The sequence below is a fragment of the Teichococcus oryzae genome, assembly GCF_008386565.1.
In the GTDB taxonomy this organism is placed as follows: Bacteria; Pseudomonadota; Alphaproteobacteria; order Acetobacterales; family Acetobacteraceae; genus Pseudoroseomonas; species Pseudoroseomonas oryzae.
On record NZ_VUKA01000001.1, the window covers coordinates 933640 to 956163 of the forward strand.

Consider the following 22524-nt stretch of genomic DNA (forward strand, 5'->3'; position numbering starts at 1 on the left):
AGGGAACCGGCGGCAGCGGGTTCAGGCGGCCCTGCGGGCGCCGACATCCACCGCGGCGGGTGCTTCCTGCGGCTCGTAGAGCATGCGGGCCAGGGCTCCGGCGAGCATGGCGCCCAGGATCGGCGCCACCCAGAACAGCCAGAGCTGCCCCACATAGTCCGCGCCGGCGAACAGGGCCGGCCCAGTGCTGCGCGCCGGATTGACCGAGGTGTTGGTCACCGGGATCGACACGAGGTGGATCAGCGTCAGGGCCAGCCCGATGGGGATGCCCGCGAAGCCGATGGCGGCACCCTTGGAGGTGGTGCCGATGATGATCAGCAGAAAGAAGAAGGTCAGCAGCAATTCGGTGAGAAAGGCCGCGCCGAGGCCGTACTTCCCCGGGCTCAGCTCCGCATATCCGTTCGCCGCGAAGCCGCCGGGGGTCCATCCCGCCTGGCCGGAGGCGATGAACCACAGGCAGGCGGCGGCGGCCACGGCGCCGACCACCTGCGCCAGGATGTAGGGCACCACATGCCCGTTGGCGCAGCGCCCCGCCGCCCACAGGCCCAGCGTGACGGCCGGGTTGAAATGCCCGCCGGAAACATGGCCCACCGCATAGGCCATGGTGAGAACGGTGAGGCCGAAGGCCAGCGACACGCCAAGAAAGCCGATGCCAAGGCCATTCGGGAAGGTGGCTGCCAGAACGGCCGCGCCGCAGCCGCCAAAGGTCAGCCAGAAGGTTCCGAAGAATTCTGCGACAACGCGCCGCCCGGTATCACTTTGCATGATGGGCTCCGATCGTTGGGTCGCACCTTTCTGTTTGGGTGCGCAACGATTATCCGCATCCCCGTGCCGGTTGGGAAGAAGATCCCGATGGAATTCGCCGCGCGCTCCAGGCGCATGGCTGCGCGAACCCCCCGCGACGCGGCGCCCTGATCCCTCTATGTTCCCCGCATGAGTGACCCCCAAGCCCGCCTGACCGATGGCGCGCGGCTAGAGGAGGATGCCGCCGAGGCCACCCTCCGCCCGCAGACGCTGGACGACTTCACCGGCCAGAAATCCCTGCGCGAGAACCTCGCCATCTTCATCCAGGCCGCCCGCGCGCGCGGCGACGCGCTGGACCATGTGCTGCTGCACGGGCCGCCGGGCCTCGGCAAGACGACCCTGGCGCAGATCGTAGCGCGCGAGATGGGGGTGGGCTTCCGCGCGACCTCCGGCCCTGTGCTGCAAAGGGCAGGGGACCTGGCCGCCATCCTGACCAATCTTCAGCCACGCGACGTGCTGTTTGTGGACGAGATCCACCGCCTGCAGCCGGCGCTGGAGGAAACCCTCTATCCCGCGATGGAGGACTTCCAGCTCGACCTGATCATCGGCGAAGGGCCTGCGGCGCGGACGGTGCGGATCGACCTGCCGCCTTTCACCCTGGTGGGCGCCACTACCCGCGCCGGGCTGCTGGCCACCCCGCTGCGCGACCGCTTCGGCATTCCGCTGCGGCTGCAATTCTACACCGCGGATGAGTTGCTGCTGATTGTCCGGCGTGGCGCGCAGAAGCTTGGCTTCGCGCTGACCGATGAAGGGGCGGAGGAGATCGCCAACCGCTCGCGCGGCACCCCGCGAATCGCCGGGCGCCTGCTGCGCCGGGTGAGGGACTTCGCCCTGGTGTCGGGCCACAAGGCCGACCGGGCCATGGCCGATGGGGCGCTGGACCGGCTGGAGGTGGACAAGCGCGGCCTCGACATGATGGACCGCCGCTATCTCCGCCGCATCGCCGAGCACCACCATGGCGGCCCGGTGGGCGTGGAAACCCTCGCCGCCGCCCTGGCCGAGGGCCGCGACACGCTGGAGGAAGTGGTGGAGCCCTACCTGATCCAGGAAGGCTTCGTGCTGCGCACCCCGCGTGGGCGGGTGCTGGGCGACCTTGGCTGGCGGCATCTGGGGCTGGCCCCGCCCTCGGGCGGGCAATCCGACCTGCTGGGGGATCTGTGATGCCTGCCGCCGTCTCCTGGCCGCACCGCTTCCCGGCGCGGGTGTATTTCGAGGACACCGATGCGGGCGGCATCGCCTACCACGCCACCTATCTCCGCTGGGCCGAGCGCGGTCGGACAGAATCGTTGCGTGCCATAGATTTGCCGCATCAACTTATGATTCAACGTTACGGTTCGATGCTCGTGGTAAGGCGCGTGGAAGTAGAGTATGTGGCCCCCGCCCGGCTTGATGACGCGCTGGTGGTGGAAACCCGTGTGCACCGGCTCCGGGGCGCATCGGTTGATCTGGGCCAGGACATTGTCGCGGAAGACGGTGGAATGCGGGCGCGGCTCAAGGTAGGGCTGGTTTGCGTGAAGGCGGATGGGATGCGCCCCGTGGCGATTCCACCGCCCTGGCATGCAGCCCTGCGGGCGGCGCTGGAGCAGGCCTCCGGCTGAGATTGGTTGGTTCTGAGTGGTTGCCTCGCCCGGCCGGAATCGCGCCGGGCCTTTGAAGGAGATTGCCGTGGGTGAGAGCGTGAGTGCGTCCAACCTCGGCCAGGTGGCGCACGACCTTTCCCTCTGGGGCCTGTTTCTGCAGGCGGACTGGGTGGTGAAGCTGGTGATGCTGGGGCTGCTGGCCGCCAGCATCTGGGTCTGGGCCGTGGTGTTCGAGAAGGTCAACACCATCCGCCGGGTGAACCGCGCGGCCGATGCCTTCGAGGACAAGTTCTGGTCCGGCGGCAGCCTGGAAACCCTGCACCAGCAGGAAGGCGAGCGCCCGACCCACCCGATCGCCGCCGTGTTCGGCGCCGCCATGCGGGAATGGGAACGCAGCGGCAGCCGCCCCGAAGGCAGCGAGATCCAGCTGGCCGGCATGCAGCAGCGCGCCGAGCGGGCGATGAACGTCGCCATCCAGCGCGAGATGGACCGGATGGAGCGCTGGATGGTGTTCCTGGCCTCCGTCGGCTCCGTGGGGCCCTTTGTCGGCCTGTTCGGCACGGTCTGGGGCATCATGAACTCCTTCAGCGCCATCGCCGGCATGAACAACACCAACCTGGCCGTGGTGGCTCCCGGCATCGCGGAGGCGCTGTTCGCCACCGCCATCGGCCTTGTCGCCGCCATTCCGGCGGTGCTGGCCTACAACAAGATCACCACGGATCTGGCGCGCTTCGCTTCCCGCCTGGAAGGCTTCGCCGCCGAGTTCGGCGCCATCCTGAGCCGCCAGGCCGAGGAACGGGTCTGACGCCATGGGCATGTCCACCGGGGGCAATGGCCGGGGCGGCAACGGGCGGCGTGGCCGCTACCGTGCCATGGCCGAGATCAACGTGACGCCGCTGGTCGACGTCATGCTGGTGCTGCTGATCATCTTCATGGTCGCGGCGCCGCTCATGACGGTGGGCGTGCCCATCGACCTGCCGAAAACCAATGCCAGCGCGCTGAACCAGGAAACCGAGCCCCTGACCATCTCCGTCAATGCGGAAGGCAAGGTATTCCTGCAGGAAACCGAGGTGCCGCTGGAGAACCTGGTGGCGCAGCTGCGCGCCATCATCGACGCCCAGCCCGCCGGGCAGCCGGAGCGCCGCATCTTCGTGCGCGGCGACCGCGGCATCAATTACGGCCGGGTGATGGAGGTGATGGGCACGGTGAATGGCGCCGGCTTCACCAAGGTCGCCCTGCTGGCCGAGCAGCCTTCCGGCCAGCCCCAATCGCAGCCGCGGCGCTGAGGCCGGACGGAAATCATCACCATGGCCCGTCATGGCCTTCGCTTCTGGGGCACCGTTTCGGCGGCGCTGCATGTGGTCATCGGATTGCTGCTTCTCCTGAAGCTGCCGGGGCGGGAGATCCCGCCGCCGCAGGAAGCGGTGCCGGTGGAGTTCGTCACGCCCGACGCCCTGCCGCAGATCGCCCAGGCCGAGCAGGCGCTGCCGCTTCCGGCGCCGCCAGCCCCGCAGCCCGAGCCGGACCCCACCACCAACGCCCCGGCGGAGCCCGACCTGGCACCGACGCCCCCTTCGCCGCCCCCGCCGCCACCTCCGCCGCCCCCGGCGCCGGCACCCCTGCCATCGCCGACGCCGCCCGTGCCGGCCCCGGCGCCCGCGCCGCCGGTCCCGCCAACTCCGGCACCGCCGGCGCCACCCACGCCGGCGCCGCCCGCGCCGCCGCGCCCGCCGCAGCCCGCACCGCCGGAACCCGCCCTGCCGACGCCGCCGCCCCCCGCCCCTCCTGCGCCGCCCGCGCCGGTTCCCGATGCCACGCCGGCGCCGGCCGAACGCCCGCAGCCGCAGCAGCAGGCCCAGCCATCGCCGCCATTGCCCATGCCGCCGCCGCCGGCCCCGACGCCTCCCGCCCCGCCACAACCGGTGCAGGCGGAGCGGCCGCAGCAGCAGGCCCAGCCGGCCGCGCCGCCCAACCCGCCGCGCTCGACGCCCGCGCAGCCTTCCACCACCCCGCCGCCGCCGAAGCCCAGCGAACAGGCCGGCACCGGCCGCACCGAGCCGCCGCCCCGCACGGCGGAACGCTCCACCTCCGTGCTGTCCACGCTGGAACGGCTGCGCGCGGCGCAGCAGCAGCAGGCGCCAAGCGCCCGCCCGGCGCCGCAGGCCGGCCGCACCGCGACCGGCGGCGGCAGCCCGACCGGCAACGCGCTGCTGACGCAGGGCGAGGTGCGCGGCGTCGCCGACCGGATCAGCGAATGCTGGTCGGTTGATGCCGGGATGCTGGGACTCGACCAGATTACGGTGGAGATGCGGGTGGACATCGATGGCGGCGGCGTGATCCGCAACGTCCGGCCGGCCAGCGGTGTTCCGTCTGACCCGCGGGCCCGTGCCGTGTATGAAAGCGCGCGGCGCGCCCTGCTGGACCCGAAATGCAGCCCGCTGCCGATCCCCCGCGAGAAGATTCCGTCCCTCGCCAACGCCACCTTCCGCTTCAATCCGAAGGGTCTCGTCCGATGAACCAGCCGAACCTTCTTCTGTCCCGCCGTGTCGCCCTGCTGGGTGGGGCCGGGCTGCTTGGGGCATCCTCGCTGGCCCGCGCGCAGGCGCCGGCAGCCGGGGCGTCCGGCCAGGTGATCGACATCAACCGCGCGCGCACCGATCCGATCCCGATCGCCTTGCCGGATTTCGCCGGCGGCTCGCCCCAGGCGCAGCAGCTCGGGCGCAACATCACCCAGGTGATCACCAACAACCTGCGCAATTCCGGCCTGTTCCGCCCGGTGGAGCGCGCGGCCTATATCCAGACGCCCGAAGCCGCGGCCGGCGCGCCGCGCTTCCAGGACTGGCGGGTGATCGGCGCCCAGGCCCTTGTCACCGGCCGCGCCGAGCCGCAGGGCGACCGCGCGCGCATCGAGTTCCGCCTGTGGGAAGTGAACTCCGAGCAGCAGCTCCAGGGCACCGCCTACACCGCGGCGGCCAACAACTGGCGCCAGATCGCCCATGTCATCTCCGACGTGATCTATGAGCGGATGCTGGGCGAGAAGGGGTATTTCGACACCCGCATCGTCTACATCGCCGAAACCGGCCCGCGCGACCGCCGCGTCCGCCGCCTGGCCATCATGGACCAGGATGGGGAGAACAACCGCTTCCTGACCGATGGCTCCTTCCAGGCCCTGACGCCGCGCTTCCACCCGAATGCGCGGCAGATCGCCTTCATGTCCTACAACAACAACCAGCCCCGGGTTTACCTGTTCGACCTGAACAGCGGCCGGCAGGAGGTGCTGGGCAACTTCCAGGGCATGACCCTGTCGCCGCGCTTCTCGCCGGATGGCCGCTCGGTGGTGCTGTCCTCGGCGCGGGGAGGCGATGCCAACATCTATGTGGTCGATCTCGCCTCCCGCCGGGAACGGCAGCTGACCTCCGGCGGGGGGCTGGACGTGTCGCCCTGCTACTCTCCGGATGGCAGCCAGATCGTGTTCAACTCCGACCGCGGCGGCGACCAGCAGATCTATGTGATGGACGCCAATGGCGGCGGGGTGCGCCGCATCTCCTTCGGCAACGGGCGCTACGCCACCCCGGTCTGGTCCCCGCGCGGCGACCTGATCGCCTTCACCCGCATGGGCGGCGGCCGCTTCGGCATCGGCGTGATGCGCCCCGACGGCTCAGGCGAGCGCATCCTGTCCGAGGGCTGGTCGATGGAAGGGCCGAGCTTCGCCCCCAATGGACGGGTCCTGACCTTCTACCGCGAAAGCCAGGCCCGCGATTCGCGCGGCTCCGGCTATTCGGCGCGCCTGTCCATGATCGACATCGCCGGCTTCAACGAGCGGCAGCTCCTCACGCCGACCGATGCGACCGACCCGAACTGGTCGCCGCTCCTGTCCTCGTGAGGGCGGGCGGCACAACCGGACGTGAGCCTTGCGGTTTCGGCAGAGTAACCATTCCGTGCCTGCTGGTTTAACTGCCTTGAACCTGCCTCAATCACAGCGTAACCGCGGCCTTAATTCGCCCCGAATAACAGGAATCGCGCGATGAATACGAAGCTTCTCGGCGCCCTTGCCGCCGCTGCTCTTCTTACGGCCTGCGCCAGCGAGGACACCTCGGGCGCCGCCACCGGCGCCGGCGCCACGGGCGGCACCGGCATGATGGGCGCCGGCTCCGTGCGCCCCGGCAGCCAGGAAGACCTGGTCGCCAATGTTGGCGACCGCGTCTTCTTCGCCCTGGACAGCTCCTCGGTCGGTGGCGACCAGCGCCCGACGCTGGAGCGCCAGGCCGCGTGGCTGGCCCAGTACCCGCAGGTTCAGGCCACCGTGGAAGGCCATGCCGACGAGCGCGGCACCCGCGAATACAACCTGGCCCTGGGCCAGCGCCGCGCCAATGCCGCGCGCGACGTGCTGGTGGCTTCCGGCGTGTCCTCGGCCCGCCTGAGCACCATCTCCTACGGCAAGGACCGCCCGGCCGCTCTCGGCTCCTCCGAGGATGCGTGGGCGCAGAACCGCCGCGCCGTGACGGTGGTGCGCTGAGGCTTTCGCCGGCAGGGCCGCTCCAGCCTCGGGGCGACGCGGCCCGCGACGACCTGCCTTGAGCATCAGCCCGCCGCCCCGCATTGACGCGGCGCCGGCCGGTTGAGAGAAGCGGCGGCATCCGGGAACGGGCGCCGCCGTTTTCGTTCCAGTGACCCGACCTCCGCTTCGAGGGGAGCCGCCCATGCTTCGCAAGATCCTCCTGATGGCGCCATTGCTGCCGTTGCTCGGCGCCGTGCCGGCATGGGCCCAGATGGACAGCCGTGAAGGCATCGCGCTGCAGAACCAGATCCTGCAACTGCGGCAGGAAGTCGATGCGCTGCGCCGTTCCGGCGGAAGCGGTGGCTTCGGCGCCCCCGTTCCGGTGGCGCCGCAGGGCCGGCCGGCCGCCGGCGCGGCCGAACTGACCGGCCAGCTTCTGGAACGGGTCACCAACCTGGAGGAGGAGGTGCGGCGCCTGCGCGGCCAGCTCCAGGAAGCCGATTACCGCAGCCGCACCACGCAGCAGGCGCTGGAAAAGCTGCAAGGCGACATGGATTACCGCCTGCAGCAGGTGGAGCAGGGCGGCGGCGGCGGCCGTCCGGCCGAGGCGCCGCGCCAGCCGGCACGCGGGGAAGCCCCTGCCGCCGCGCCGCAGCCTGCCGCCGGCAACGCGCCGCGCACGGCCGAGCGCGCCATCGCCGACGGGCAGGCCGCCCTGGCCCGGCGGGATTATGCCGCCGCCGAGGCCGCGGCGCGCGAGGTGATCGCCGCCCGCAACAGCGCCCGCGCCCAGGATGCGCAATTGCTGCTGGGCGAGGCGCTGCTGGGCAAGCGGGACTTCCAGAACGCGGCCCTTGCCTTTGACGATGCTTATCGCCGCAACCGCAGCGCCACCCGCGCGCCCGAGGCCCTGCTGGGACTGGCGAATTCCTTTCTTGGCTTCGGGGCCACCCGGGAAGCCTGCGCCACCCTGGCGGATCTGCGCAGCGAGTTCCCGCGCCTGTCGGGCAACCTCGCCACCCGCGCCAACGAAGCGCGGCAACGTGGCAACTGCCGCTGACGGCGGCGCCACTCGGCCCGGATGAGTTCGCGGCGCTGATGGCGCCGCTTGGGCCGTTCGGCCCGGTACCCAGGCTGGCGGTGGGGGTTTCCGGCGGTCCGCATTCCCTGGCCCTGGCCTTGCTGGCGGCCGAGTTCGCCCATGCCGCCGGCGGTGATGCGATGGGGCTCGTGGTGGACCACGGGCTGCGCGCCGAAAGCGCCGCCGAAGCTGCCTGGACCCTGCGCTGCCTCGCGGAGCAGGGTATCCCCGCGGAGCGCATCACGCTGTGCCTCGCACCCGGTGCTGCGATGCAGGAACGCGCCCGCGCCGCGCGGCTGGACGCGCTGCTGCGGTGTTGCGCGTCGCTGGGGCGCCCCTGGCTGCTGCTGGGCCATCACCGCGCCGACCAGGCGGAAACCGTGCTGTTCCGCGCCTTGCGCGGCAGCGGCCCCGGCGGGCTGGCGGGCATGGCGCCGCTGCGGGCTTCCGGCCCCGCGCTGATTCTGCGCCCCTTGCTGCCCATCCCGCCGGCCCGGCTGGAGGCCCTGCTGGCGGCGCGTGGCCTGTGTCCGCTGCGCGATCCGTCCAACGAGGATTTCCGTTTCAGCCGGGTCCGCCTCCGCCATGCCCTGGGCGATGCGGGGGGGGAAGGGCCCCAGGTTGCGGCGCTGGCCGCCGCCGCCCGGGCCTTCGCCGGCCGGCGCGCCATCCGCGGGCGGCAGAAGGCCGAACGCCTGGCCGCCGCCGCGTCGATAATGCCGGAAGGGTGGGCGCGGCTGGATGCCGCCGCGCTCGGCCAGGATGATCTGGCGGCCGAGGCGCTGGCGGCCTTGATCCGCCTGGTGGCCGGGGCGGAGCATGCGGCCCCTTCGGAGGCCGTGCGCGCCATGCTGTGCCGTGGAGGAGGAACGCTGGGCGGCGCATTGTGGCAGGGCCAGGTCCTGTGCCGCGAGCCCGCCGCCTGCGCCTCGGCGGTTCCGGCCCTGCCGGGGCAGGTTTGGGACGGCCGCTGGCGCGTGGCCGGGGCGGTGGCGCCCGGCCTGATGCTGGGCGCCCTGGGCCCGGCGGCGGCGGCGCTCCCGCGAAAGCTCAGGCGGGGCCTGCCGGCCCGGGTGCTGGCCGGCCTTCCGGCCTTCTGGCGCGATGGGACGCTGGCCGGGGTGCCGGCCCTGGAAGGTGGCCCTGGACTGCTTTTTGATCCCGCAAGGGGCGCGCTTCCTGCTTAAAGTGACGAGGTTGCAAGATGGCGGGGCTGGCGGTGTTTCAGAACGGCGCGTGGCACCCTATCTTGCACAAAGCGCAGGCTGGCATTTTTCCGCCGGCCGGCACACGGATGGGAACCCGAAGGTGAACAATTTCGGCCGCAATCTGGCACTCTGGGTGATTGTCGCGCTGCTGCTCGTGGCGCTGTTCAATCTGTTCCAGCCGTCTTCCTCCACCCGCCAGAACGGCCAGCAGGTTGCCTACAGCGACTTCCTGAACGAGGTGAACAGCGGCCGGGTCCGCGATGTCACCATCCAGGGCCGCACCCTGACCGGGCAGCTGTCGGATGGCCGCTCCTTCTCCACCTACACGCCGGAAGACCCGACCCTGGTCAGCAAGCTGACCGACAAGGGCGTCCGCGTTGTGGCGCGGCCGGAGGAAAGCGACGTCAACCCGCTCTTCCACTACCTGCTCTCCTGGTTCCCGATGCTGCTGCTGATCGGCGTCTGGATCTTCTTCATGCGCCAGATGCAGGGCGGCGGCGGCCGGGCCATGGGCTTCGGCAAGTCGCGCGCCCGCCTGCTGACCGAGAAGCAGGGCCGCGTCACCTTCGAGGACGTGGCCGGCATCGACGAGGCCAAGGGCGAGCTGGAGGAGATCGTGGACTTCCTGCGGGACCCGCAGAAGTTCCAGCGCCTCGGCGGCAAGATCCCCAAGGGCTGCTTGCTGGTCGGCCCTCCCGGCACCGGCAAGACCTTGCTGGCCCGCGCCATCGCTGGCGAGGCCAACGTGCCCTTCTTCACCATCTCGGGCTCCGACTTCGTGGAGATGTTCGTCGGCGTGGGTGCCTCCCGCGTGCGCGACATGTTCGAGCAGGGCAAGAAGAACGCCCCTTGCATCATCTTCATCGATGAGATCGACGCGGTGGGCCGCCATCGTGGCGCCGGCCTCGGCGGCGGCAATGACGAGCGCGAGCAGACCCTCAACCAGATGCTGGTCGAGATGGACGGCTTTGAGGCGAATGAAGGCGTGATCCTGATCGCCGCCACCAACCGCCCGGACGTGCTGGACCCCGCCCTGCTGCGCCCCGGCCGCTTCGACCGCCAAGTGGTGGTGCCGAACCCGGACGTGTCCGGCCGCGAGAAGATCCTGCGCGTGCATATGCGCAAGGTGCCGCTGGCTTCCGACGTCGATCCCAAGACCATCGCGCGCGGCACGCCGGGCTTCTCCGGCGCCGACCTCGCCAACCTCGTGAACGAGGCGGCGCTGCTGGCCGCGCGCTCGGGCCGCCGCACCGTTGGCATGCACGAGTTCGAGCAGGCCAAGGACAAGGTGCTGATGGGCGCCGAGCGCCGCAGCCTCGTGATGTCGGAAGACGAGAAGAAGATGACGGCCTATCACGAGGCCGGCCATGCCCTCGTTGCCATGCACGAGCCGGAATGCGACCCGGTTCACAAGGCCACCATCATCCCGCGCGGCCGCGCGCTGGGCCTGGTGATGTCCCTGCCGGCCGGCGACCGTTACAGCAAGCACAAGAGCAAGCTGAAGGCCGAGCTGGCCATGGCCATGGGCGGCCGCGTCGCCGAGGAGCTGATCTTTGGCGCCGACAAGGTCTCCAACGGCGCCTCGGGCGACATCAAGATGGCGACCGACCAAGCCCGCCGCATGGTGTCCGAATGGGGCATGAGCGAGAAGCTCGGGATGATCGCCTATGGCTCGAACGACCAGGAGGTGTTCCTGGGCCACTCGGTGACGCAGTCGAAGAACATCTCCGAGGCGACGGCGCGCGAGATCGACAGCGAGATCCGTGCCATCATCGACGACGCCTATGCCCGTGCCAAGCACACGCTGCAGACCAACATCGAGGAGCTGCACGCGCTGGCCAAGGGCCTGCTGGAGCACGAAACCCTCTCGGGCGACGAGATCCGCAACGTGATCCGCGGAGAGCCCGTGGTGCGCGATCGGCCGGATGAGCCGGTGCCCTCCGGCCGCGGCAGCGTGCCCACCTCCGGCCGGCCGACCCGCCCGGGCGGCGGCTTCGGCAACCCGGCGCCCCAGCCGGGAACCTGAGCCGGGACACCGGCCGGCGTTCCACCAGTCACGGCGATGCGATAGAAAGGCCCCGGCAACGGGGCCTTTTTCGTGCGGGGCGGGCAATGACGGAGCGTTGGATCGAGCCTGTGGCCCTGCTGCATGGCACGGCGGCCTTTCAGGCGGTGCGGGACGGGCATGCCCTGCCGCTGGCCGGCGGCCCGGCGGCCTTCGCCCTGGTGCGACTGATCGAGGAGGGCCGGGATCTCGGCCTCCACCCGCCGCGCGACCTGCCGGAGGAATGGGAAGCCTTGCTTGGCCCCCTGACCCGCCGCCCCCTTCGCTTCGCCGGCCTGCCTGCCGACCGGCCGCTGGTCATGGGCATCGTCAACGTCACGCCCGACAGCTTCTCCGATGGCGGCCAGCGCCAGGACGCGGCCGCGGCCATCGCCGCCGGCCACACCATGCTGGAACAGGGGGCGGACATCCTGGATGTGGGTGGCGAAAGCACCCGCCCCGGCGCCGCCGCCGTGACGCCGGAGGAGGAGATCGCCCGCGTCCTCCCGGTGGTGCGGGAACTCTCCAAGGCCGCCGTGGTCAGCGTCGATACCCGCCATCCCGCCACCATGCAGGCGGCATTGGACGCCGGAGCCGAGATCATCAACGACATCGCCGCGCTCCGCCACGATCCACGGGCGGCCCGGATCGTGGCGGAGGCACGGGCGCCGGTGGTGCTCATGCACATGCCGGCGCTGGACCTGAAGAAGATGCACGCCGCCACGGATTATGGCGACGTGGTGCTGGAGGTGGCGCGCTTCCTGCGCCAGCGCGTCGAAACGGCGGAGGCGTTGGGCATCCCGCGCAGCCGCATCGCCATCGATCCCGGGCTCGGCTTCGGCAAGACGGCGGAGCAGAACCTGCAGATCCTCCAGCGCCTGCCGCTGCTGGCCGGCATTGGCTGCCGCGTCCTCGTCGGGGCCTCGCGGAAGCGCTTCGTCGGCACGGTGACGGGGGTGGAGGCGGCGTCCGGCCGGCTGGCCGGCAGCCTCGCCGTGGCGCAGATGGCCGCCTCGGCCGGTGCCGCCATCCTGCGGGTGCATGACGTGGCGGAAACCGCGCAGGCCCTGCGCATGTGGCGTGCCTGCGCGGAGGGGCGCAGCCCGGAGCCGGGCTGATGCTTCGCGACGGCCCACGGACCCGCTAGTTTCGATTTTCTGAGCCTGAAGGAATGTTCGTGATGTCTCAAACGGAGCGCCGCCTGTTCGGCACGGATGGCATTCGCGGGGTCGCCAACCGCGCGCCGATGGATGCCTCGACGGCGCTCAGGCTGGGGCAGGCGGCGGGCCGTTTCTTCAACCGCGGCAGCCACCGCCACCGCGTGGTGATCGGCAAGGACACCAGGCTTTCCGGCTACATGCTGGAACCGGCGCTGACGGCGGGCTTCGTCGGCGCGGGCATGGACGTGGTGCTGGTGGGACCGTTGCCGACGCCGGCCATCGCCATGCTGACCCGCTCCCTGCGGGCCGATCTCGGCGTCATGATCTCGGCCAGCCACAACCCGTTCGAGGACAATGGCATCAAGCTGTTCGGCCCGGACGGGCTGAAGCTCTCGGACAATGAGGAAGCCGAGATCGAGGCGCTGATGGCCGGCGACCTGTCGGCGCAGCTCGTGCCGCCCGCGCGCCTCGGCCGCGCCTCGCGGCTGGAGGACGCGCCGGGCCGCTATATCGAGGCGGTGAAGGCCAGCTTCCCGAAGGGGCTGAGCCTGGCCGGCATGCGCATCGTGGTCGATTGCGCCCACGGCGCCGCCTACAAGGTCGCCCCCACCGTGTTGTGGGAGTTGGGCGCCGAGGTGGTGCCGGTAGGGGTGGCGCCGGACGGCTTCAACATCAACCGCGAATGCGGCTCCACCGCGCCGTCGCGCATGGCCGAGCTGGTGCGCGAGCGCCGCGCCGACCTGGGCATCGCCCTGGATGGCGATGCGGACCGGCTGGTGCTGGCCGACGAGAACGGCCAGATCCTGGATGGCGACCAGATCCTGGCGCTGGTGGCGCGTTCCTGGGCGGCGCAGGGGCGGCTGCGTGGCGGCGCGGTGGTGGCCACGGTGATGTCCAATCTCGGGCTGGAGCGCTTCCTGGAAGGCGCGGGTCTGAAGCTGCTGCGCACCAAGGTGGGCGACCGCTATGTGTCGGAGCGGATGCGCGAGGATGGCTGCAACATCGGCGGCGAACAATCGGGCCACATGATCCTGGCCGATTTCGGCACCACGGGGGATGGGTTGGTGGCGGCGTTGCAGGTGCTGGCCGTGCTGGCCGAAAGCGGCCGCCCCGCCAGCGCCGTTTGCCGCCCCTTCGAACCTCTGCCCCAGCGCCTGGTCAATGTCCGCTATGCCGGCGCCTCGCCCTTGCAGGACCCGGCGGTGGCCGATGCCATTGCCGCCGCCGAGGCGCGGCTCGGCAGCCGGGGCCGCGTGCTGATCCGCCCCAGCGGCACCGAGCCGGTGATCCGCGTCATGGCGGAGGCCGAGGAGGAGGCATTGGTGGAGGACACGGTGATGGGCCTGTCCGCGCTGATCCGCGCGCGTGCCGCCGCTGGCCCGCTACCGCCGCGCGCGGCCGTGCCGGCCTCCACGACCACCGCTGCCGCCATCGAGGTCAAGTGATGCGAGGACGTGTGCTGATTGTGGCCGGATCGGATTCCGGCGGCGGTGCCGGCATCCAGGCCGACCTGAAAAGCTGCATGGCGCTGGATGCCTATGCCGGCACCGCGATCACGGCGCTGACGGCGCAGGACACGCTGGGCGTGCATGGCGTGCATGCCGTTCCGCCCGACTTCATCCGGATGCAGATCCGCCTGCACCTGGCCGATATCGGCGCCGACGCGATCAAGACCGGTATGCTGGCCGACACACCCACCATCCATGCCGTGTGCGACGCGCTGGAGGAATTCGGCACCGGCCAGCCCCTGGTGGCCGACCCGGTGATGATGGCCAAGGGCGGCCATGCGCTGCTCGACCCTACGGCGGTGGCCACGCTGAAGCGCCGCCTGCTGCCCATGGCCGCGGTGATCACGCCCAACGCGCCGGAAGCCGAGCTGCTGTCCGGCCGCCCGGTCGCCGGGGTGGGAGACATGCCGGCCGCCGCCGAGGCGATCCTGGCCATGGGTGTCCCGGCGGTGCTGCTGAAGGGCGGGCATCTGCCGGGCGGCACGGTGACCGACCTCCTGGCCACGCGCGAGGGCAGCCGGTGGTTCGAATCGCCCCGCATCGAAAGTGCCCATACCCATGGCACCGGCTGCACCCTGGCCTCCGCCATTGCCGCCGGGCTGGCGCAGGCCCTGTCGCTGGAGGGTGCGGTGATCCGGGCGCGCGCCTATGTGCTGGCGGCGCTGCGCACCGCGCCTGGGCTCGGGCATGGGCACGGGCCGCTGAACCACGCGGTGACGGTGGACCCGGCGCGGATCGCAACCCTGGCATGACCCGGCGTGACGCGGCGCGGCCTTCGCGTCGCGCCGTCGCGCGGCAAGCTGGACGGCTCCCCCCTGACAGGGTGCCGCGATGCCGAACGTGCCGTTCTTCCATGTCGATGCCTTCACCTCCGACCTGTTTTCCGGCAATCCGGCCGCTGTTGTGCCGCTGCGGTCCTGGCTGCCGGACGCGCTGATGCAGCGCATGGCTGCCGAGCACAATGTCAGCGAAACCGCCTTCTTCGTTCCTGTCGGGCCGGGCCAATGGCATCTGCGCTGGTTCACGCCGAGCACCGAGGTGCCGATCTGCGGCCACGCGACCTTGGCCACCGCCTTCGTGCTGGCGACGGAGCTGGGGGAGGCGGGGCCGTTCCGGTTCCGCACCGCCTCCGGCGAGCTGGGCGTCACGCGGGACGGGGCGCGCTTCGTGCTCGACTTCCCCGCCAATCCGCCGCGCCGCCTGTCCGGCTCGCAGCCGGGTCTCGCGGCCGCCCTGGGCGCCGTGCCGCGCGAGGTCTGGAAGGGCCGCGACTGGATCTGCGTCTTCGACAATGCCGAGACGGTGCGGGCCCTGGTGCCGGATCATGGCCGCATCGCCGCGCTGGCTGGCGGTGAACAGCCCGGCGGCCCGGCCCGCGTGATCGCCACCGCGCGCGGCGATGACGGTGTGCATGACGTGGTGTCGCGCTATTTCGCCGCCGCCGTCGGCATCCCGGAAGATCCGGTGACGGGCGCGGCGCATCTCCAGCTGATGCCGCTCTGGGCGCAGAAACTGGAGCGCGACACATTGGTCTGCCACCAGGCGAGCGCCCGTGGCGGCACGCTGTGGTGCGCGCTGGCCGGCGATCGCGTGCGCATCGGCGGCCACGCCGTCCTCTACAGCCGGGGCGAGGCGGTGCTTCCCGAAGGCGCGGGCCGGGCTTGATCGCGCCGCCCGCCGGGCGCAAACCCCGCCCGCCAGCATCAGCGAGACCCCGAGCCATGGCGTCAGCCCATCCCCGTCCCACCCAGCGCCCCGCCAATCCGCGCTTTTCCTCCGGTCCCTGCGCCAAGCGGCCCGGCTGGTCGCTGGCGGCGCTGGAAGGGGCGCTGCTCGGCCGCAGCCACCGGGCGAAGCAGCCCAAGGAAAAGCTGGCCGAGGTGATCGACCTCTCCAGGAGCATCCTCGGCATGCCGGCGGATTGGCGGCTCGGCATTGTCCCGGCCTCCGATACCGGGGCGGTTGAGATGGCGCTGTGGTCGCTGCTCGGGCCGCGCGGGGTGGATGTGCTGGCCTGGGAAAGCTTTTCCGGCGAATGGGCCACCGACATCCTGAAGCAGCTACGGCTGCCGGATGTGCGGCTGCTCGACGCGCCCTATGGCCGTCTGCCCGACCTGTCGGCGGCCGATCCGGGGCGCGACCTGGTGTTTGTCTGGAACGGCACCACCTCCGGCGTGCGGCTGCCCGATGCCGGCTGGATCCATGACGACCGCGAGGGGCTGGCGATCTGCGACGCCACCTCGGCCGCCTTCGCCATGGACCTGCCCTGGGACAAGCTGGATGTGGTCACCTGGTCCTGGCAGAAGGTGCTGGGGGGCGAGGCCGCGCATGGCATGCTGGCCCTGTCGCCCCGCGCGGTGGCGCGGCTGGAAAGCCATGTCCCAGCCTGGCCGCTGCCGAAGATCTTCCGCCTCACCAAGGGCGGCAAGCTGATCGAGGGCATCTTCCGGGGCGACACCATCAACACGCCCTCGATGCTTTGTGTCGAGGACGCGCTGGACGGGCTGCGCTGGGCCGAATCGATCGGCGGCCTCCCGGCGCTGATCGCCCGCTCGGAAGCGAACCTGGCCGCGGTGGCCGAATGGGTGGAAGAACAGGACCGCTTCGCCTTTCTCGCGGACGATCCGCGCACCCGCTCCTGCACCTCGATCTGCCTGCGGATCGTGGCGCCCTGGTTCACCGCGCTGGATGCGGCGGGGCAGGCCGGGGCGGCGAAGGCCCTGGCGGCGCGGCTGGAAGCGGAAGGCGTCGCGCTCGACACCGCGCCGTATCGCGACGCGCCGCCGGGGCTGCGGCTCTGGGGTGGCGCCACGGTGGAAACGGCGGATCTGCGCGCCGTGCTGCCCTGGGTGGACTGGGCGCTGGATCAGGTAGCCGCCGCCTGACATCAGGCCCGGGCGGGACGGCGGTGCTTGCGCCGCGCCGGGCCCTGGACAACTCTTTTCCGGAAGCGGCCGGACGAGCCGCTGCTGGGAAAGGGGGTTCGGCCATGTTTCAGATCAACCGGCGGCACTTGATGGCGGGTGGCGCCGCCCTGCTGGCGCCCTGGGCCTCCGCGCGAAGCCAAGCGGCCGCGCCGCTCCGCATCGGCGTGCTGGCGGATTTCTCCGGCCCCTACAGGGATACCTCGGGCCCCACCGCCCTGGCCTGCGCCCGCCAGGCGGCCGAGGACCTGAACCTGTCCAGCCGCGGAATCACGGTCGAGTTCCTCCAGGGCGACCACCAGAACAAGCCCGACGTGGCCCTGGCGATGTCCCGCCGCTGGATCGACCAGGACGGCGTGGACATGATCTGCGAGGTCAACAACTCCGCCATCGCCCTGGCCGTCGCCGGGCTGGTGCAGGAAAAGAACAAGGTCCAGGTCAACACCGGCGCGCTGTCGGCCATCCTGACCGGGGAGCGCTGCTCCGCCAACACGGTGCACTGGACGGCCGACACCTGGATGCTGGCCAACACTGTCGGCCGCGCCACGGTGCGCAATGGCGGGGATAGCTGGTTCCTGATCGTCGCCGACTACGCCTTCGGCCACCAGATGGAGCGCGACCTGACCCGCTTTGTCACCGGCAGCGGCGGCAGGATCGCCGGCTCCGTCCGCTTCCCGTTCCCAGGCACCACCGACTTCGCCTCCTATCTGGTGCAGGCGCAGGCCAGCCGGGCCAAGGTGGTGGGCCTGCTGATGGCGGGCGCCGACATGGTGAACTGCATCAAGCAGGCGCGCGAGTTCGGCGTGAACCGGCGCGGCGTGAAGCTGGCCGGCACGCCGATGTTCGTCACCGACATCCACGCGCTTGGCCTGGAGACGGCGCAGGGCCTGCTGCTGTCCGAGGCGTTCTACTGGGACCTGAACGACCGCACCCGCGCCTTCCTGGAGCGCGTCAAGCCCAAGGTCGCCGGCAACTGGCCGAACCAGGAACATGCCGGCACCTATTCGGGCGTGCTGCACTACCTGAAGGCGGTGGCGGATATGGGGCTGCCGGCGGCACGCGCCAGCGGTCTCGCCGTGGTGGAGCGGATGAAGGCGATGCCGACCGATGATGACTGCTTCGGCCCCGGCACCCTGCGCGCCGATGGCCGCAAGATCCATCCTTCCTACCTGTTCGAGGTCAAGGCGCCGGGCGAAAGTCGCGGGCCCTGGGATTATTACCGCCTCGCCGGCACCGTCTCGCAGGAGGAAGCGTTCCGGCCGCTGGAGGAAGGGGGCTGCCCGCTGGTGAAAGGCTGAGCCGCGCCGCCATCGCTGGTGCCGGTGCCCCGATCCGCTATAGCTCCCGCCCGGCATGGCGGAGTGGTGAATGACGATCGGCATCGAGATGGGCGTGACCAACACCGGGCAGCCGGCCAGCCTCGACCTCGAGGAGTTGCTGGCGACGCGGCTGCTGGTGCAGGGCAATTCCGGCTCGGGCAAGTCGCACCTGCTGCGCCGCCTGCTGGAACAGTCCGCCCCCTGGGTGCAGCAGGCGGTGATCGACCCGGAAGGCGATTTCGTTACCCTGGCGGAGCGCTTCGGCCATCTGGTCATCGATGCGGCCCAGCACAATGAAGGCGCCTTGCAGCGCGCCGCCGACCGGGCGCGGGCGCATCGCGTTTCCGTGGTGCTGAACCTGGAGGGGCTGGATGCGGACGGCCAGATGCGCCACGCCGCCGCCTTCCTGGGCGGGCTGTTCGATGCCGAGCGCGACCATTGGTCGCCCATGCTGGTGGTGGTGGACGAGGCGCAGCTTTTCGCCCCCGCGGCCGCCGGCGAGGTGTCGGACGAGGCCCGCCGCGCCTCGCTCGGCGCCATGGCCAACCTGATGTCGCGCGGGCGCAAGCGGGGGCTGGCCGGCATCATCGCCACCCAGCGCCTGGCCAAGCTGGCCAAGAACGTGGCGGCCGAGGCCTCCAACTTCCTGATGGGCCGCACCTTCCTCGACATCGACATGGCCCGCGCCGCCGACCTGCTGGGCATGGAGCGCCGCCAGGCGGAGATGTTCCGCGACCTGCCGCGCGGCGCCTTTGTGGCGCTCGGCCCGGCCTTGTCGCGCCGGCCGCTGCCGATCCGCATCGGCGCGGTGGAAACCGAATCGCGCGGCACCAATCCCGGCCTGATCCCGCTGCCGCAGACGGCGCCGGAAGAAGCCCGGGAACTGGTGCTGGCCGCGACGGCCGAGCCCGATCCGGTGCTGCGCCCGGTGCCGCGCCGCGCGCCGCCGCCGCCGCCGCCCGACATCCTGGCACAACTGGCGCAGGCACGCCCCACCATGCCCGCGCCACGCGCCGAGCCGGAGCCGACGCCCGAGGAGCGCGCCGCCCGCAAGCGCCGGCTGGACGAGATCCTGCGGCAGATCCTGGCCGAGCCGGAAGCCGCCTTCCGCAGCGTCTCGGTGCTGTACCAGGATTTCCTGGTGCGGCTGCGCATCCACGCCATTCCGGGCAAACCGCCCGAGATTCCGGCCTTCCGCCGCATGCTGGCCGTCGCCCGCGCCGGCATCAGCGCGGAGGCCGCCGAGGGCGAGGCCTGGCAGCAGGTGGAAGCCCGCGCCGCCGCCCTGCCGGAGGACACCCAGGGCGTCTTCCTGCTGCTGGCCCGCGCCGCGCTGGACAAGCTGCCATGCCCTTCGGACAACACCATCGCCGAGGCCTATGGCACCCGCTCCCCCAGCCGGGCGCGGCGGCTGCTGGCCTATCTGGAGGAGCAGGGCGCCATCGTGCTGCGCCCGGACGGCAGCGGGCGGCGCATCGTGGCACTGGTCGGGCTGGGCTGGGAAACCGCGCCGGGCGACCCGGCGGCCTGAAGGATCAGGCCATGGCCGCGGTGATGGCGCGTGCCACGCCGGCCAGCGCCGCCTCCCGCGCCGCGAGCGGCGCCGCGCTGCCGGTGAGATAGGCCGCGACCAGCACCGGCGCCGCGCCGCCAGGGGGCCAGATCAGCCCGGCATCATTGGTGCTGCCCAGGCCGCCGCTCCCGGTTTTCTCGCCCGCCTGCCAACCCTGCGGCAGGCCGGCCCGCAGCCGCGCATCGCCCGTCTTGTTGTCGCGCAGCCATTGGGTGAGCCGGGCGCGGCTTCCCGCCGAAAGCACCTCGCCCAGCAGCAGGAGCTGGAGGTCGCCCAGCATCGCCGCGGGCGTGGTGGTGTCGCGCGGGTCGCCGGGCCTGGCCTCGTTCAGCGCGGTCTCCCAGCGGTCCAGCCGCGTGGTGCTGTCGCCGATGCTCCGCAGCCACTGCGTCAGCCCGGCCGGGCCGCCCAGCCCTTCCAGCAGCAGGTTGCCGGCGGTGTTGTCGCTGAGCGTGACGGTGGCCTCGCACAGCGCCGCCACCGTCATGCCATTGCCGCCCGCATGCGGCTCCGTGACGGGGGAATAGGTCACCAGCTTGTCGCGCCCGAAGCGGACGCGGCGATCCAGGCGCTCCTTGCCCGCATCCACCCGCGCCAGCGTGGCGGCGGCCGCTAGCAGCTTGAAGGTGCTGGTGAGGGGGAAGCGTTCATCCGCGCGGTGCCCGGCATAATGCCCGCCGCCCGTGTCCAGCACCGCGACGCCCAGCCTGCCGCCGACCTCCGCCTCGATGCGGGCGAAGGCGCCTTCCAGCCCGCCGAAGCCGCGACCGGCGGCCTGCGCGAGGCGTGGCGCGAAAACACCCGCCAGCGCCATGCCCATCCAATGTCGCCTGCCAATCATTCCACAATCTCCCTTGTCGGTCGGGGCGGAGACTGCCGGGAAGGGCAGGGGCTGGACAAACGGGCAATCCTCGGGCGAAGCCCAAGGAAAACTAATGCATGGTGGCCGATGTCCCAGCACCTCCCGCTCAACGCCCTGCGCGCCTTTGAAGCCTCGGCAAGGCATCTCAGCTTCACGCGGGCGGGCCTGGAGTTGCGCGTCACCCAGGCGGCCATCAGCCACCAGGTGAAGGCGCTTGAGGATATCTTGGGGGTGAGGCTGTTCCGCCGCCTCCCGCGCGGCCTCGCGCTCACCGAGGAGGCGGAGACCCTGCTGCCCGTGCTGACCGATGCCTTCCGGCGCATCGGCGCCACGCTGGAACGCTTCGGCGGCGGGCGGTTGCGGGAGGTGCTGACGGTGGGCGCGGTGGGCACCTTCGTCACCGGCTGGCTGCTGCAACGGCTGCCGGATTTCCGTGCCGCGCATCCCTTCGTCGATCTGCGGCTGCTGACCAACAACAACCGGGTCGATCTGGCGGGAGAGGGGCTGGACCTCGCCATCCGCTTCGGGGACGGCGCCTGGCATGGCACTGAGGCGGCGGAGTTGTTCGCCACGCCGCTGACGCCGCTCTGCGCGCCGGAGATCGCGGAGCGGCTGGCCCAGCCTGCCGACCTGCTGCGCGAGGTCCTGCTGCGTTCCTACCGGATGGATGAATGGCCGCGCTGGTTCGCAAAAGTGGAGATGGCCGCGCCCAATATCCGCGGCTTCGTCTTCGATTCCTCGCTGACCATGGCGGAGGCGGCAGTGCAGGGCACGGGCGTCGCCCTGCTGCCGGCCCGGATGTTCGGGCGCGACCTGCGGGAAGGCCGGCTCGCGCGGCCCTTCGGCGCCGAGGTGACGCTCGGCGCCTATTGGCTGACGCGGCTGAAGTCGCGGGAGGAAACGCCGGCCATGGCGGCCTTCCGCGACTGGCTGCTTACTGCTTCTCGATCTTCGCCGCCGTGACGACCTTCTGCCACTTCTCCAGCTCGGCACGGACAAAGGCCTGGGCCTGTTCCGGCGTGCTGCCGACGGGTGTGGCGCCGAGCGCCGCGAAGCGTTCCTTGATGCTGCTTTCCTGCAACTGCGCGACGGCATCGGTGGCGATCTTGTTGGCGATCGGCGCGGGCAGGCCGGCGGGGGCGATGATGGCGCCCCAGGTGGCGGCCTCGAAGCCCGGCAGGCCGCTTTCAGCCACGGTGGGCAGGTCCGGCAACATCGGCAGGCGCTGCGCGGCGGTGGTGCCGAGGGCCTTCAGCTTGCCGGCCTGAACATGGCCCACCACTGCCGGCAGGGTGTCGAACATCACGTCCACCCGGCGGCCGATCAGGTCCGGGTGCGCGGCGGTGGAGCCGCGATAGGGAACGTTGGTCATCGCCGCGCCGACCTGGCCCGCGAACATCTCGGCCGCCAGGTGCACGGCGCCGCCGGTGCTGGCGAAGGTGATCTCGCCCGGCTTCGACTTCACAAGCTTGACCAGATCCTGGATCGAGTTGGCCGGGAAATCCGGTGCCGTGACCACGACCAGCGGCACGGAATAGATGATCGAAAGAACCGAGAAATCCTTCAGCGTGTCGAAGGGCGTGGTGTAGAGCGCGGCATTCACCGCATGGTTCACCGACACGAAGCCCAGCGTGGTGCCGTCCGGCGCCGCCTTCGCCACGGCGTCGCTGCCGACGATGCCGTTCGCGCCGGTGCGGTTCTCCACCACCACGGATTGCTTCCACACCGGCGTCAGCTTCTCCGCCAGCAGGCGGGCCGCGATGTCGGAGGCGCCGCCCGGCGTGTAGGGCACGATGATGCGCACGGTGGAGGAGGGAAAGGGCGCCTGGGCCTGAGCGCCGCTGAGCGAAAGCGCGGCCAGCGGCGCGGCGAGCAGGGCTGCGCGACGGGTGAGCGTCATGACATTCTTCCTTGTTGCCTGGACGTAGCGATGGGCGCGGGCAACCCTGCCCGCGCCGGGAAA

General features: G+C 71.3%; 21 protein-coding genes. 18 read left to right on the top strand and 3 right to left on the bottom strand.

What is annotated here, in order from left to right:
• Positions 1 to 21: 21 nt before the first annotated feature.
• The gene (gene aqpZ / locus F0Q34_RS04315) at positions 22 to 765 is read right to left on the bottom strand and encodes an aquaporin Z (protein WP_149810863.1); all 744 of its coding nucleotides are present in this window, start codon (positions 763 to 765) and stop codon (positions 22 to 24) included.
• A gap of 168 nt (positions 766 to 933) precedes the next feature.
• On the opposite strand from aqpZ, the gene ruvB reads away from it, so the two are divergent.
• The 17 genes from ruvB to F0Q34_RS04400 all read left to right on the top strand — a co-directional run bounded on the left by ruvB (position 934) and on the right by F0Q34_RS04400 (position 19657).
• Positions 934 to 1965: a Holliday junction branch migration DNA helicase RuvB gene (gene ruvB, locus F0Q34_RS04320; protein ID WP_149810864.1), complete on the top strand. Its 1032-nt coding sequence runs from the start codon at positions 934 to 936 to the stop codon at positions 1963 to 1965.
• Positions 1965 to 2402: a YbgC/FadM family acyl-CoA thioesterase gene (locus tag F0Q34_RS04325; RefSeq protein WP_149810865.1), complete on the top strand. Its 438-nt coding sequence runs from the start codon at positions 1965 to 1967 to the stop codon at positions 2400 to 2402. Before ruvB ends, F0Q34_RS04325 begins: the two co-directional genes overlap by 1 nt.
• 67 nt (positions 2403 to 2469) lie before the next feature.
• The gene (gene tolQ / locus F0Q34_RS04330) at positions 2470 to 3189 is read left to right on the top strand and encodes a protein TolQ (RefSeq protein WP_149810866.1); all 720 of its coding nucleotides are present in this window, start codon (positions 2470 to 2472) and stop codon (positions 3187 to 3189) included.
• Between the two features lie 4 nt (positions 3190 to 3193).
• Positions 3194 to 3670, top strand: coding sequence for a protein TolR (gene tolR / locus F0Q34_RS04335; protein ID WP_149810867.1), 477 nt, complete (start codon positions 3194 to 3196; stop codon positions 3668 to 3670).
• A gap of 21 nt (positions 3671 to 3691) precedes the next feature.
• The gene (locus F0Q34_RS04340) at positions 3692 to 4900 is read left to right on the top strand and encodes a hypothetical protein (RefSeq protein WP_149810868.1); all 1209 of its coding nucleotides are present in this window, start codon (positions 3692 to 3694) and stop codon (positions 4898 to 4900) included.
• Positions 4897 to 6267 carry a Tol-Pal system beta propeller repeat protein TolB gene (tolB, locus tag F0Q34_RS04345; RefSeq protein ID WP_149810869.1) on the top strand — a complete coding sequence of 457 codons (1371 nt, stop codon included), beginning with the start codon at positions 4897 to 4899 and terminating at the stop codon, positions 6265 to 6267. The genes F0Q34_RS04340 and tolB overlap by 4 nt, the downstream gene beginning before the upstream one ends.
• 141 nt (positions 6268 to 6408) lie before the next feature.
• Entirely contained in the window at positions 6409 to 6900 is a 492-nt protein-coding gene (gene pal / locus F0Q34_RS04350; RefSeq protein ID WP_149810870.1) for a peptidoglycan-associated lipoprotein Pal, read from the top strand.
• A gap of 184 nt (positions 6901 to 7084) precedes the next feature.
• Positions 7085 to 7942, top strand: coding sequence for a tol-pal system YbgF family protein (locus tag F0Q34_RS04355; RefSeq protein ID WP_149810871.1), 858 nt, complete (start codon positions 7085 to 7087; stop codon positions 7940 to 7942).
• 38 nt (positions 7943 to 7980) lie between these two features.
• Complete coding sequence (gene tilS / locus F0Q34_RS22480; protein ID WP_149810872.1) at positions 7981 to 9150, top strand: tRNA lysidine(34) synthetase TilS; 1170 nt, start codon at positions 7981 to 7983, stop codon at positions 9148 to 9150.
• A 121-nt stretch (positions 9151 to 9271) separates the two neighbouring features.
• Positions 9272 to 11197 (top strand): ATP-dependent zinc metalloprotease FtsH, encoded by a 1926-nt coding sequence (ftsH, locus tag F0Q34_RS04365; protein WP_149810873.1) that lies wholly within the window; start codon positions 9272 to 9274, stop codon positions 11195 to 11197.
• Positions 11198 to 11283: 86 nt separating this feature from the next.
• The gene (gene folP / locus F0Q34_RS04370) at positions 11284 to 12333 is read left to right on the top strand and encodes a dihydropteroate synthase (RefSeq protein ID WP_149810874.1); all 1050 of its coding nucleotides are present in this window, start codon (positions 11284 to 11286) and stop codon (positions 12331 to 12333) included.
• A 62-nt stretch (positions 12334 to 12395) separates the two neighbouring features.
• On the top strand, positions 12396 to 13820 hold the full coding sequence (glmM, locus tag F0Q34_RS04375; RefSeq protein ID WP_149810875.1) for a phosphoglucosamine mutase: 1425 nt from the start codon (positions 12396 to 12398) through the stop codon (positions 13818 to 13820).
• Complete coding sequence (gene thiD, locus F0Q34_RS04380; RefSeq protein ID WP_149810876.1) at positions 13820 to 14635, top strand: bifunctional hydroxymethylpyrimidine kinase/phosphomethylpyrimidine kinase; 816 nt, start codon at positions 13820 to 13822, stop codon at positions 14633 to 14635. The genes glmM and thiD overlap by 1 nt, the downstream gene beginning before the upstream one ends.
• Positions 14636 to 14714: 79 nt before the next feature.
• Positions 14715 to 15548 (top strand): PhzF family phenazine biosynthesis protein, encoded by an 834-nt coding sequence (locus F0Q34_RS04385; protein ID WP_149810877.1) that lies wholly within the window; start codon positions 14715 to 14717, stop codon positions 15546 to 15548.
• Positions 15549 to 15604: 56 nt separating this feature from the next.
• Positions 15605 to 16768, top strand: coding sequence for a phosphoserine transaminase (locus F0Q34_RS04390; RefSeq protein WP_149810878.1), 1164 nt, complete (start codon positions 15605 to 15607; stop codon positions 16766 to 16768).
• Positions 16769 to 16872: 104 nt separating this feature from the next.
• Positions 16873 to 18105 (top strand): ABC transporter substrate-binding protein, encoded by a 1233-nt coding sequence (locus F0Q34_RS04395; RefSeq protein WP_149810879.1) that lies wholly within the window; start codon positions 16873 to 16875, stop codon positions 18103 to 18105.
• Between the two features lie 70 nt (positions 18106 to 18175).
• Positions 18176 to 19657 carry an ATP-binding protein gene (locus F0Q34_RS04400; RefSeq protein ID WP_149810880.1) on the top strand — a complete coding sequence of 494 codons (1482 nt, stop codon included), beginning with the start codon at positions 18176 to 18178 and terminating at the stop codon, positions 19655 to 19657.
• A gap of 4 nt (positions 19658 to 19661) precedes the next feature.
• On the opposite strand, the gene bla is transcribed toward F0Q34_RS04400, so the two are convergent.
• Positions 19662 to 20540, bottom strand: a complete 879-nt coding sequence (bla, locus tag F0Q34_RS04405; protein ID WP_149810881.1) for a class A beta-lactamase — start codon at positions 20538 to 20540, stop codon at positions 19662 to 19664.
• Positions 20541 to 20648: 108 nt separating this feature from the next.
• On the opposite strand from bla, the gene F0Q34_RS04410 reads away from it, so the two are divergent.
• Entirely contained in the window at positions 20649 to 21524 is an 876-nt protein-coding gene (locus tag F0Q34_RS04410; protein ID WP_149810882.1) for a LysR family transcriptional regulator, read from the top strand.
• Here F0Q34_RS04410 and F0Q34_RS04415 read toward each other — a convergent pair.
• Entirely contained in the window at positions 21496 to 22461 is a 966-nt protein-coding gene (locus F0Q34_RS04415) for a tripartite tricarboxylate transporter substrate binding protein (protein ID WP_149810883.1), read from the bottom strand. The genes F0Q34_RS04410 and F0Q34_RS04415 overlap by 29 nt on opposite strands.
• Positions 22462 to 22524: the final 63 nt, after the last annotated feature.

Excerpts from the sequence above, each read along its gene's own strand:
- ruvB (WP_149810864.1), top strand. The coding sequence starts at position 934 with ATGAGTGACCCCCAAGCCCGCCTGACCGATGGCGCGCGGCTAGAGGAG.
- pal (WP_149810870.1), top strand. The coding sequence starts at position 6,409 with ATGAATACGAAGCTTCTCGGCGCCCTTGCCGCCGCTGCTCTTCTTACG.
- bla (WP_149810881.1), bottom strand. The coding sequence starts at position 20,540 with ATGATTGGCAGGCGACATTGGATGGGCATGGCGCTGGCGGGTGTTTTC.
- F0Q34_RS04395 (WP_149810879.1), top strand. The coding sequence starts at position 16,873 with ATGTTTCAGATCAACCGGCGGCACTTGATGGCGGGTGGCGCCGCCCTG.
- tolR (WP_149810867.1), top strand. The coding sequence starts at position 3,194 with ATGGGCATGTCCACCGGGGGCAATGGCCGGGGCGGCAACGGGCGGCGT.
- F0Q34_RS04410 (WP_149810882.1), top strand. The coding sequence starts at position 20,649 with ATGTCCCAGCACCTCCCGCTCAACGCCCTGCGCGCCTTTGAAGCCTCG.
- glmM (WP_149810875.1), top strand. The coding sequence starts at position 12,396 with ATGTCTCAAACGGAGCGCCGCCTGTTCGGCACGGATGGCATTCGCGGG.
- F0Q34_RS04340 (WP_149810868.1), top strand. The coding sequence starts at position 3,692 with ATGGCCCGTCATGGCCTTCGCTTCTGGGGCACCGTTTCGGCGGCGCTG.
- thiD (WP_149810876.1), top strand. The coding sequence starts at position 13,820 with ATGCGAGGACGTGTGCTGATTGTGGCCGGATCGGATTCCGGCGGCGGT.
- F0Q34_RS04385 (WP_149810877.1), top strand. The coding sequence starts at position 14,715 with ATGCCGAACGTGCCGTTCTTCCATGTCGATGCCTTCACCTCCGACCTG.
- folP (WP_149810874.1), top strand. The coding sequence starts at position 11,284 with ATGACGGAGCGTTGGATCGAGCCTGTGGCCCTGCTGCATGGCACGGCG.
- tolB (WP_149810869.1), top strand. The coding sequence starts at position 4,897 with ATGAACCAGCCGAACCTTCTTCTGTCCCGCCGTGTCGCCCTGCTGGGT.
- F0Q34_RS04390 (WP_149810878.1), top strand. The coding sequence starts at position 15,605 with ATGGCGTCAGCCCATCCCCGTCCCACCCAGCGCCCCGCCAATCCGCGC.
- F0Q34_RS04400 (WP_149810880.1), top strand. The coding sequence starts at position 18,176 with ATGACGATCGGCATCGAGATGGGCGTGACCAACACCGGGCAGCCGGCC.
- tilS (WP_149810872.1), top strand. The coding sequence starts at position 7,981 with ATGGCGCCGCTTGGGCCGTTCGGCCCGGTACCCAGGCTGGCGGTGGGG.
- aqpZ (WP_149810863.1), bottom strand. The coding sequence starts at position 765 with ATGCAAAGTGATACCGGGCGGCGCGTTGTCGCAGAATTCTTCGGAACC.
- F0Q34_RS04415 (WP_149810883.1), bottom strand. The coding sequence starts at position 22,461 with ATGACGCTCACCCGTCGCGCAGCCCTGCTCGCCGCGCCGCTGGCCGCG.
- F0Q34_RS04355 (WP_149810871.1), top strand. The coding sequence starts at position 7,085 with ATGCTTCGCAAGATCCTCCTGATGGCGCCATTGCTGCCGTTGCTCGGC.
- F0Q34_RS04325 (WP_149810865.1), top strand. The coding sequence starts at position 1,965 with ATGCCTGCCGCCGTCTCCTGGCCGCACCGCTTCCCGGCGCGGGTGTAT.